At 60.5% G+C, this 9,299-nt stretch carries 10 protein-coding genes; 5 read left to right on the forward strand and 5 right to left on the reverse strand.

The genetic code is table 11. The annotated features are described in order from the left end of the window. On the forward strand, positions 1–456 hold a 456-nt coding region (locus WBF74_RS14215; protein WP_424441065.1), incomplete at its 5' end, for a 3-oxoacyl-[acyl-carrier-protein] synthase III C-terminal domain-containing protein. Positions 457–542: 86 nt separating this feature from the next. On the opposite strand, the gene WBF74_RS14220 is transcribed toward WBF74_RS14215, so the two are convergent. Genes WBF74_RS14220 through WBF74_RS14235 form a run of 4 tightly spaced genes read right to left on the reverse strand, consistent with a single transcriptional unit; the run spans position 543 to position 5,227 of the window. Then, positions 543–914, reverse strand: coding sequence for a hypothetical protein (locus tag WBF74_RS14220; protein ID WP_424441067.1), 372 nt, complete (start codon positions 912–914; stop codon positions 543–545). Between the two features lie 12 nt (positions 915–926). Continuing rightward, complete coding sequence (locus WBF74_RS14225) at positions 927–1,787, reverse strand: universal stress protein (RefSeq protein WP_424441069.1); 861 nt, start codon at positions 1,785–1,787, stop codon at positions 927–929. A 21-nt stretch (positions 1,788–1,808) separates the two neighbouring features. Then, on the reverse strand, positions 1,809–2,690 hold the full coding sequence (locus WBF74_RS14230; protein WP_424441071.1) for a universal stress protein: 882 nt from the start codon (positions 2,688–2,690) through the stop codon (positions 1,809–1,811). After that, complete coding sequence (locus WBF74_RS14235) at positions 2,687–5,227, reverse strand: Lon protease family protein (protein ID WP_424441073.1); 2,541 nt, start codon at positions 5,225–5,227, stop codon at positions 2,687–2,689. The genes WBF74_RS14230 and WBF74_RS14235 overlap by 4 nt, the downstream gene beginning before the upstream one ends. A 162-nt stretch (positions 5,228–5,389) precedes the next feature. Between WBF74_RS14235 and WBF74_RS14240 the strand changes: the two genes are divergently transcribed. After that, positions 5,390–5,986 (forward strand): hydrolase, encoded by a 597-nt coding sequence (locus tag WBF74_RS14240; RefSeq protein WP_424441075.1) that lies wholly within the window; start codon positions 5,390–5,392, stop codon positions 5,984–5,986. A gap of 1 nt (position 5,987) precedes the next feature. Here the strand turns inward: WBF74_RS14240 and WBF74_RS14245 are convergent, their stop codons facing one another. Continuing rightward, on the reverse strand, positions 5,988–6,794 hold the full coding sequence (locus WBF74_RS14245; RefSeq protein ID WP_424441077.1) for a dienelactone hydrolase family protein: 807 nt from the start codon (positions 6,792–6,794) through the stop codon (positions 5,988–5,990). A 168-nt stretch (positions 6,795–6,962) separates the two neighbouring features. Here WBF74_RS14245 and WBF74_RS14250 point away from each other — a divergent pair, with 168 nt between their 5' ends. The 3 genes from WBF74_RS14250 to nadA all read left to right on the forward strand — a co-directional run. Further along, the gene (locus tag WBF74_RS14250) at positions 6,963–7,481 is read left to right on the forward strand and encodes a tyrosine phosphatase family protein (RefSeq protein ID WP_424441079.1); all 519 of its coding nucleotides are present in this window, start codon (positions 6,963–6,965) and stop codon (positions 7,479–7,481) included. 57 nt (positions 7,482–7,538) lie between these two features. Next, complete coding sequence (locus tag WBF74_RS14255; RefSeq protein WP_424441081.1) at positions 7,539–8,555, forward strand: NUDIX hydrolase; 1,017 nt, start codon at positions 7,539–7,541, stop codon at positions 8,553–8,555. 227 nt (positions 8,556–8,782) lie between these two features. After that, a partial coding sequence (gene nadA / locus WBF74_RS14260) for a quinolinate synthase NadA (RefSeq protein ID WP_424441083.1) occupies positions 8,783–9,299 on the forward strand: 517 nt, incomplete at its 3' end.

The following is a 9,299-nucleotide window of genomic DNA, read 5'->3' on the forward strand; positions in this document are numbered from 1 at the left end:
ATTCTGGGCACGCGGCTCATCACCAAATTCTCCAACAACATTCGCAACAATTTCGGCTTCCTCAATCGCGCGACGCCGGAAGGCATTGGCGCAAAGGACAAGCTCTTCGTGCAGGAAGGGCGCAAGGTCTTCAAGGAAGTGGTGCCGATGGTGGCCCAGCTCATTCTCGACCATATGGCCGATCTGGGACTCGATCCGAAAGAGCTGAAGCGGATGTGGCTGCATCAGGCGAACAAGAACATGAACGATTTTATTGGTCGCAAGGTGCTGGGCCGCGAACCGGAGCCGAGCGAGCAGCCGAATATTCTTCAGGAATATGCCAATACAAGTTCGGCTGGCTCGATCATCGCCTTCAGCAAGTTCAATGAAGATCTGAAGGAAGGCGATCTCGGCCTTATTTGCAGCTTCGGCGCGGGCTACTCCGCCGGTAATGTGCTTGTGAGGAAGCGCGCCTAAAGGCGTGTTTCATTCCTGAAGCGAACAGAAAAATGTCATCCTGGCGCCTGTCGCCAGGATGACTCTTTCGGGTGTCTCTGTTCTGCTTATTTCTTCAGCGGCTCGACGGTGACGATGCGGAAGGTCTGCATGTCGCCATCCTGTTCGCGGACGGAAAGATATTCGCCCGCCTTGAACTCATGGCGATCAAGCTTGAAGAAAGGCTCGTCTCCTTCGGGCGTCGTCGCATCATAATCGACGACCCAGCCGCGACCGATGTGACGCAGCAGCCCTTTCTGATCCGGCTCTCCCTGCCAGAAGCGGCGCACGACGCATTCCTTTGCGTGAGCCTTCCATTCATCAGGATCGAGCATCATTTTCTCGTCGAGCGGAACGACGAGATCATAGCCATGCGCGGAAGAGCCGTTCGGGTAGTCCTCGTTCCGGGCAAGGGTCATATGGATGTGGTACAGGGTCATGCTGCTTCCTCCCTAATGGGCCATGAGCACCGGGATTGTTGCATGGGCGCGTACATGCTGCGTGACGCCGCCGATGAGGAACTCGCGCAGGCGGCTGTGGCCGTAACCGCCCATAACAAGAAGGTCGGCCTTCGCCTGTTCTGCATGCTCAAGCAGCACTTCACCAACGGCGCGGCTGCCCGCATCGACAAGGTGAACATCGGCCACCACACCATGAAGCGCGAGGTAGTCGGCGAGCGTGGAACCGGGGCCCGGATCAAGCTCCTTGCCGCCGACACAGAGAATGGTGACGTTCCTTGCCTTTTCGAGGAAGGGCAGCGCCGCAATGACGGCGCTTGACGCCTCGGGGCTGTCATCCCAGCCGATGCATACGGAGCCGCCGACGGGGCTCCACGCCTTTTTGGGCGCGAGAAGCACCGGGCGATCCGCCGTCATCATGGCTGCTTCGAGGGCGGTGCCGCCTGCGATGCCGGTTGCGCTTTCGCCAAAGACGATGAGGTCTGAAAGGCGGCTGTGCTTTGCAACTACTTCGTCGCGACGCCCCGTGACATCAACGAAACGAACGGAAGGAAGCTGCGCTTCCCCGCCCCTCTCCGCAACGGGAATGCCCGCTTCTGCAGCCGCTGCCGCCAAGGATGCGCGGATGCGGGACGCAGCTTCATTCGCGCCTTCGCGTGCAGCCTGCATCAGGTCTTCAATCACCTGACCGGAAACGCCATCGCCGAGATAAGGCAGGGCTTCCGTCGGATCGGGTCGCGCAAACAGCGCGACGAGCTGCGCTTCGAAATCACGCGCGACAGACAGAGCCGTTGCGAGTACCTCCCCATCCATCGGACGGCCGGCGAGCGGTACGAGTATCTTGCGCACGGGCATTTTCAGTCTCCCTCTGTTTCCCTAAACGGGATTTTCCGCTGATCCCGAATGGGACCCTCGATCTTTTCCGAGCAGCAGCACCGGACAACCGGCAGCAGCCGACAGGCTCACCGCATCGTCATCATTGCCGAGCCAGTCTGCATTGACGACAAGAATACCGACGCCGCTTTGCCGCGCAGCGGCAGCAAGGTCAACCGGCGATTGCCCCCGCGCCGACAGGCGCAGGAAAGGCGCACCGGTGCGCGCCGCGAGCATTTCAGCAAAGGCGCTGCAGGCTTCACCGCCACTTGTGCCTTCATCAATAGCCGCGACCGGGCGGCCCGGCAGAGTGCCTTGTGTGGTTAGAAGCATTCCCTGCCGCTCCAGTTGCGGCAGCGAAAGGGAACTGCGCAGGCCAGCGCCGCTTGAAACGAGAAGAACATCCGCGCGGGCATCGCGCGTTGCGGCGCGCACCGCACGACCGATCTCGCGCGAGGCAACACCCGGCGAGCGGATGACCAGTGTGTCATCTCTCACCATGTTTTCGGCCAGAACGGAGAGCGGGCGGCCGCGCCTTATATCGAAGCTCCATTCCACCTGCGCCTGGGATGCAATCCGCGCCAGCACGCGGCGCGCGCTTTCCGCCTGCGCCTTGATCGCACGCAGCATGCGCTCCGGGTCAATGTTGCGCACTTCGCCCGAGAAGGAGATTTCGCGCGCAAAAGGCAAATCGGCAAGACCCAGAAGATTTTCATCTTCAACAAACACACCCTTGAGGCGTGCATCAACCGAGGCGGCAAGGCGGACGGCCAGTTGCAGCGCCTCACGCGCGGCCAGCGAAGTATCGAGACCGACAATAATGCGTGTCTGCGCAGCTGCCCGCTCTTCCGCCACTTTCACCTTTCCGTCGGGAGCCGCCATCATGCTCCCTTTCTGTTTTTCGAGTTGTTCACATCATCAGAACGCTGGGCAAAGCGGCGCTGATTGTCGGCAAAGGCTGCGAGACGTTCTTCCGCGCGCGCAAAGATCGTACCCGGAGGAAATTTGCCATCTGCCTGACGCACACCGGCGGGCGCACCCATGAGCAGTTCGACGCCTTCCTCGATATGCTCCACTGGATAGATCGCGAACATGCCGCGCTCGACCGCATCGACAACATCCTGACGCAACATGAGATGCTTCACATTGGCGGCAGGAATAAGCACACCCTGGTCGCCAGTGAGGCCGCGGCGCATGCAGATATCGAAGAAGCCTTCGATCTTGTCATTCACGCCGCCGATTGCCTGCACCTCACCATGCTGGTTGACGGAGCCTGTGACAGCAAGGCCCTGCGCGATGGGCGCCTCTGCGAGTGCCGAGATAAGCGCGTAAAGCTCTGCCGACGAGGCGCTGTCGCCATCGATACCACCATAGGACTGCTCGAAGACGATGCTGGCGCTCATGGAGAGCGGAATTTCAGGCAGGAACTGACCGGAGATATAGCCGGACAGAATAAGCACGCCTTTCGTATGGATCGGCCCGCCCAGAGCCACCTCACGCTCAATATCGACAATGCGGGCGCTGCCAAGCCCCATGCGCACACGCGCCGTGATGCGGCTCGGGCGGCCGAAGGAAACGCTGCCCATGGAGAGAACGGAGAGCCCGTTCACCTGCCCAACGCATTCGCCTTCCGTATCAACGATGATGATGTCGCGCGTGATCATCTCAAGGCTGCGCTCGCGCAGGCGATCCGCGCGCGCGATCTGTGCTTCCACGGCCTGATCAATATGGTCTGCCGTTATCAGCGTGGCGCCCGCGCTGCGGGCAATGTGATCGGCCTCGCACATGAGGTCCACGATGGGGCGCATGATGGTGGACAGCTTTTCCGCATCTTCCGCCTGCCGTGAGGAACGCTCGATCAGGCGGCCGACGCCGGAGCGATCTATCGGCAGGAGATTTTCCTCCCGGCAGGTGCCCGCAATGAGGCGCGCATAGAGCAGATCGTTTTCCGGCTCGCGGTCGATCTCGTCTTCGAAATCGGCGGCGACCTTGAACAGCTCCCCGAAATCCGGGTCGAGATTGCTCAGCATGTAGTAGAGATAGCGGTCGCCAAGCAGGATGATCTTCACATCAAGCGGAATGGGGTCCGGCTCCAGCGAGACGGTGCTGACAAGGCTCAGATAATCGCCCACGCTTTCCACGACGATCTTGCGGCGGCGGATGGCGCGCTTGAGCGCTTCCCATGCAAGCGGCTCGCGCAGGATTTTCAGCGCATCGATCAGCAGATAGCCGCCATTCGCCCGGTGCAACGCGCCGGGCTTGATGAGCATGAAATCGGTGACGAGCGCCCCCATCTGAGACATATGCTCGATACGGCCCAGCAGGTTCGCCATTGTCGGATGGTCTTCATAGACGATGGGCGAGCCGCCGCCGATATAGCCGCCTGCATCCGCAACATCCTGCGCGCGGCGGCTGGCAGTGCCGGTGGTGCGGCCTTCCCGGCCATTGTCCACGACGACATTGACCTCGTAACGGCGGAAGGGGTCGGTGCCGGAAGGCATACCATTGCGCCCCTGCAGCAGTGCCTGCATGGCAACCATCATGCGCATCTGCTCCGGCACATCCTCACCGCGCGGCACCGCGAAAGTACCGATATTTTCAATAAGGTCTGCCATCACCGCATCGAGCCATGCGGTTACGGGCGGCAGGGTGGCAAAAAGCGCGTGCAGATCGCGCATGGCCCGTTCCACGGAACGCTCCGCCATTTCGCGATTGAGATCGCGCACCCGTTGGTGATGTTCCTTTTGCCAGGAGGGAATGCGCTCCAGCGTTTCAGCGAGTTCCTTCTGAAGCGACTGGATCGTGCTTTCAATGCGCTTGCGCTCGCTTTCGGGCAGCGCGTTGAACTCGTCGGGCTTCAGCACATTGCCGTCATGCACCGGCGCGAAGGCAAATCCGGCGGGGGTGCGAAGCAGGGCAATCCCCTCGCCCTCCGCCTTTACGCGCAATTCTTCGAAGACATGTTCCTGCTTTTCCTGAAACTCTTCGTCGATCGACTGGCGGCGGTTCTGATATTCCTCGCTTTCGAGGACCGAGGGGATCGTCACCTTCAGATCATCGATGACGCGCAGCATCCCCTCTTTCAGTATGCGGCCCGTGCCCGCACCAAGCTGCAGGGCAACGGGCTTGTGGGGCGTCTGGAAATTATTGACATAGACCCAGTCAGAGGGTGCCGACTCGCGCTGGGTGACGCCCGCAAGAAAGCGCAACACCGCCTCATGCTTGCCCGCGCCATCCGGGCCGAGCACAAAAATATTGTATCCCTGACGGCGAATAGCGGTGCCGAAGCTCAGCGCTTCCAGCGCACGCTCCTGCCCTACCAGCCCCGAATGATCTTCAAGGTCGAGCGTTGTTTCGAAATCAAACTGGCTCGTATCGCAGGCGCGATAGAGAAGATCGGAAGGTACGGGATCGATCGCCATTCGCTCTGTCTTGCCTCTTTCTTTTTCGCGTATCGGGCCGCATCAGCATAACCCTACATGGAGCATGGTCAAAACACAGCTTTTCGTCGCAGGGAAAGGGGGGGGGATGAGAGAAGTCATGCAATCGACAGACGAAGCAAAGCTTCGTAAGTTCCGCCTCCCATGACGAAAGCACAGCAAAAGCCGCGGGCCTGGCAGCGCATGTTGAGCGGGCGCAGGCTCGACCTGCTCGACCCCTCGCCTCTTGATGTCGAGATCGACGACATTGCGCACGGGCTTGCCCGTGTTGCCCGCTGGAACGGCCAGACGAAAGGCAATCACGCCTTCACCGTTGCCGAACATTGCGTGCTGGTGGATGACATCTGCGCGCGCTTCCGGCCGGGCTGGCCTGCAAAATGGCGCCTTGCCGCGCTGCTTCATGACGCGCCGGAATATGTGATCGGCGACATGATAAGCCCCTTCAAGGCGGCGCTCGGCATTGACTACAAAGCCTTCGAACATCGCCTCGCGGCGGCCATTCATATGCGCTTTGGCCTGCCCGCCGAATTGCCGCAATCGGTGGAAGAACTTATCAAGCGCGCGGACAAGGCGTCTGCCTTTTTTGAAGCGACGCAGATTGCGGGCTTTTCCGATGAAGAAGCCGCGCAGATTTTCGGGCGACCGCGCGGGCTGACGCCGATCGCGATTGAGCCGCTTTCGACCCGAAAGGCGCAGGCACGCTTCCTCGCGCGCTTCAAGGAACTGACCGAGGCGGAATAGATCAGGGCAGGTGCTGTTCGGTCAGCCAGTCCGCCAGCCGCTCATAGGCGCGGTCCGTTGCGCCCGCATTGTGGATGATCCGGCCACCCGGCCCGGCGACAGCGGGCGGGTTCGGATAATCGAAAGCGTGGGACGCAGCTTCAAGAAGAAGTACATCCACCCATTCATATCGCTCTCCTGCGGCTACACAGTCTTGCGGCGGCGTTGCGGGATGGCGGTCTTCAGCCGCCGCAATCACCAGCGTCGGTATGTTGATCGCAGGATCAATGGCAGCACAGGGCGGATACCAGGCGACGACGCCGGTGAGCTTCGCCTTCAAAGGCTCCTCACCTTCCATCCCCGGAAGGCTGAGCGCGGTCCAGCCGCCATGGCTCAGGCCATCGACAAGCATCTCTCCATTGAAGCCCGGCAGGCTGGCGAGCGCCGCGGTGATTGCTTCGATATCAGCAACGCGCGTCGCCGGATCAACCAGACCGAGATATTTCGGATCATGCGGGGCGCAGAGCTGGCGCAAGCCTCGTGGCTTCCAGCTATCAAGAATGATGGTCGCATAGCCATGCCCGGCATAGAAACGCGCGCGCCGCTCCAGCGCAGGCTTCGACCATTGGTTCACGCCGTCGCAGCCATGCAGGATGACGGCAACGGGCCAGCTTGCCGCTGAGGGAATGGTCACTTCCGCCTCGAGGGTCACGTCCCTTTCGAGCGTATAGTCATGGACATTTGCCGTGAGCCGTTCGCTTGCCGCCGCAACCGACCCTGCCCAGAAGGTGAGCGCCAGCAAAGTCGCGGTTCCGATAAAACGCCTCATCCTTCCCTCCCCAGAAATGGCCGAAATGCCGTCTCGCCCAAGCCTATCCCGATATAAATCATTGTGTCATTTGACGATCACCCCGACTTTGCACAAATCTGTGCTATTGAATCGGTAGATTGCCGCCGGAAGCGGGCCGGCCCTCGATGCACCTCCCCGCGCGAGCAGATGATGATTTACGTTAGCCCCCTCAGCGCCGTTGAAGATGCCATACAGTCCCTGAAGCCGTCGCATCTGGTGAGCCTTCTCGACCCGGAGACCATGATCGACACACCGCGCGGCATTGCGCGTGAGCGGCATCTTCGTCTGCCGGTGAATGACATTTCCGAAGAGATAGACAGTCTCGTGCCGCCGGGGGAAGCGCATGTGGCGGAGCTGATCGGCTTCGTACAGGAGTGGGATCAGGAGCAGCCGCTGCTCGTGCATTGCTGGGCGGGTATCAGCCGCTCCACTGCTGCGGCATTCATCACGCTTTGCGCGCTGAATGAAGACCACCCGGAAGATGAGCTTGCCCGCCTTGTTCGCGCGCGCGGGTCGCATGCGCATCCGAACAGGTTGATGGTGCGCCATGCCGACACGCTGCTCCAGCGCAACGGGCGGATGATTGCCGCTGTGGAAGCTCTTGGGCCGGGCCGCGCCTGCTGGGAGGGCGAGCTTTTCTCCCTGCCCCTTCGCATTGAGCGCTGAGACAGCATGGGCAAGAAGAAAGCAAAAATTTCAGTCCAGTCCGCCGCCGAGGCGGCCATGCGCGCAGACAAGGCCGTTGTCATCGGCCTCAACGCGGCAATCGTTACTGTCTCGAACAACGAACCGAAAATCCTGATCGTGCCGCATGATGAAGCGGAGAGCAGCGGAGAGCGCGGCAGCGACTGGGACGCGCTTCCCTTCGGCCCCTTCAATCCGATGCAGCATCGTACGCTTGAAATCGGCCTTCGTTCATGGGTGCAGGAGCAGACGCATCTCGAACTCGGCTATGTCGAGCAGCTCTATACCTTCGGCGATCGCGGACGCCATTCGCTCGAACTCGAAACACCGGGCGAACATGTCGTATCGGTCGGCTATCTCGCGCTGACGCTCAGCCATGATGAAGAATTGCAGGATGCCGCCTGGAGCGACTGGTACAGGCATTTCCCGTGGGAAGACTGGCGAAACGGCAAGCCCCCCATCATCGATCAAGCCATTGTGCCGCTGCTGCGCGAATGGGCGGCAAAGCAGGCAGAAGCAACGGCGGACGAGCTTTCACGCGGCAGGCGCCGCGACCGACTGCGCCTTTGCTTCGGCGTCGATGGCGTTCAGTGGGATGATGAAAAAGCGCTTGAGCGTTACGAGCTTCTCTACAGCGCCGGGCTGGTGCAGGAAGCCGCGCGAGACGGGCGGCCCAATGCGCTTGCGCTGGAAGGCATGAAGGTGCCACCTCTCGGGCGGCCCATGCAGTTCGACCATCGCCGCATCCTCGCAACGGCGATGAGCAGGCTTCGTTCGAAGATCAAATACCGCCCCGTCGCCTTCGAGCTGATGCCGCCCACTTTCACACTCTATGAACTGCAAAAGACAGTCGAGGCGCTGCTCGGGCTTCATGTCCACAAGCAGAACTTCCGGCGGCTTGTCGAAAATGCCGGTCTGGTGGAGCGGACGGGGCGCATGTCCACGCGCACAGGCGGGCGACCTGCCGAGCAATTCCGCTTCCGCCGCGAGGTGCTGAATGAGCGCCCTGCCCCCGGGCTGCGGCTTGCTCCCTCGCGCAGCCGGGCAAATAGCTGATTTATTTCAATATCTTAAGCTGGTATCGGCGCTCCCCTTCAGCCCGATATTTTAAAGGCGAAATCGGCATATTTTTCATTGACGGGGATAATACTCAATCATAGCATAAGCCCATTCTGGATCCGGCCCCTTCCCGCCACTGGCAATCGGAATCGGGTGCCGGTGTTTTTGATGCCCAAGATATACTCAATATGAGCATATCTTAAATGCAGGGACAGGAGGTCGATATGGCCATCGCTGGAGAATTGCCGCAGAAGACGGGAGAGAAACCCGCCGCACGCAAATTCAAGACCCTCGATATGCCGGAGCTGGAATATACGCCCGGTCTTGCGAAGGAGATGGAGCCTCTCTACGAGAAGGTTCGCCATGTCATTCCCTCCGTCGAGTGGCCGTTTTTTGCGCCCTATATCCATGCCATCAACCGGCTGAAGAAGGAGCGCGGCGCGGTCGTCCTCGCGCATAATTATCAGACGCCGGAAATCTTCCACTGTGTGAGCGATATTGCCGGCGACAGCCTGCAACTCGCGAAGGAAGCGGCGAAAGTGGACGCCGATGTGATCGTCCAGTGCGGAGTTCACTTCATGGCCGAGACCTCGAACCTGCTGAACCCGGAAAACACCGTTCTCATTCCCGATGTGAAGGCGGGCTGCTCGCTGGCCGACAGCATCACCGGTGCCGATGTGCGACTGCTGCGGGAAAAGTTCCCCGGTGTGCCCGTTGTCACCTATGTGAACACTTCTGCCG

The organism is Parvibaculum sp., from assembly GCF_049672805.1.
Taxonomy (GTDB): Bacteria; Pseudomonadota; Alphaproteobacteria; order Parvibaculales; family Parvibaculaceae; genus Parvibaculum.

What these genes read in the sequence shown, in the direction of transcription:
- WBF74_RS14220 (WP_424441067.1), bottom strand. Translation starts at nt 914, where the DNA reads ATGACCCTGTACCACATCCATATGACCCTTGCCCGGAACGAGGACTAC.
- WBF74_RS14225 (WP_424441069.1), bottom strand. Translation starts at nt 1,787, where the DNA reads ATGCCCGTGCGCAAGATACTCGTACCGCTCGCCGGCCGTCCGATGGAT.
- WBF74_RS14230 (WP_424441071.1), bottom strand. Translation starts at nt 2,690, where the DNA reads ATGATGGCGGCTCCCGACGGAAAGGTGAAAGTGGCGGAAGAGCGGGCA.
- WBF74_RS14235 (WP_424441073.1), bottom strand. Translation starts at nt 5,227, where the DNA reads ATGGCGATCGATCCCGTACCTTCCGATCTTCTCTATCGCGCCTGCGAT.
- WBF74_RS14240 (WP_424441075.1), top strand. Translation starts at nt 5,390, where the DNA reads ATGACGAAAGCACAGCAAAAGCCGCGGGCCTGGCAGCGCATGTTGAGC.
- WBF74_RS14245 (WP_424441077.1), bottom strand. Translation starts at nt 6,794, where the DNA reads ATGAGGCGTTTTATCGGAACCGCGACTTTGCTGGCGCTCACCTTCTGG.
- WBF74_RS14250 (WP_424441079.1), top strand. Translation starts at nt 6,963, where the DNA reads ATGATGATTTACGTTAGCCCCCTCAGCGCCGTTGAAGATGCCATACAG.
- WBF74_RS14255 (WP_424441081.1), top strand. Translation starts at nt 7,539, where the DNA reads ATGCGCGCAGACAAGGCCGTTGTCATCGGCCTCAACGCGGCAATCGTT.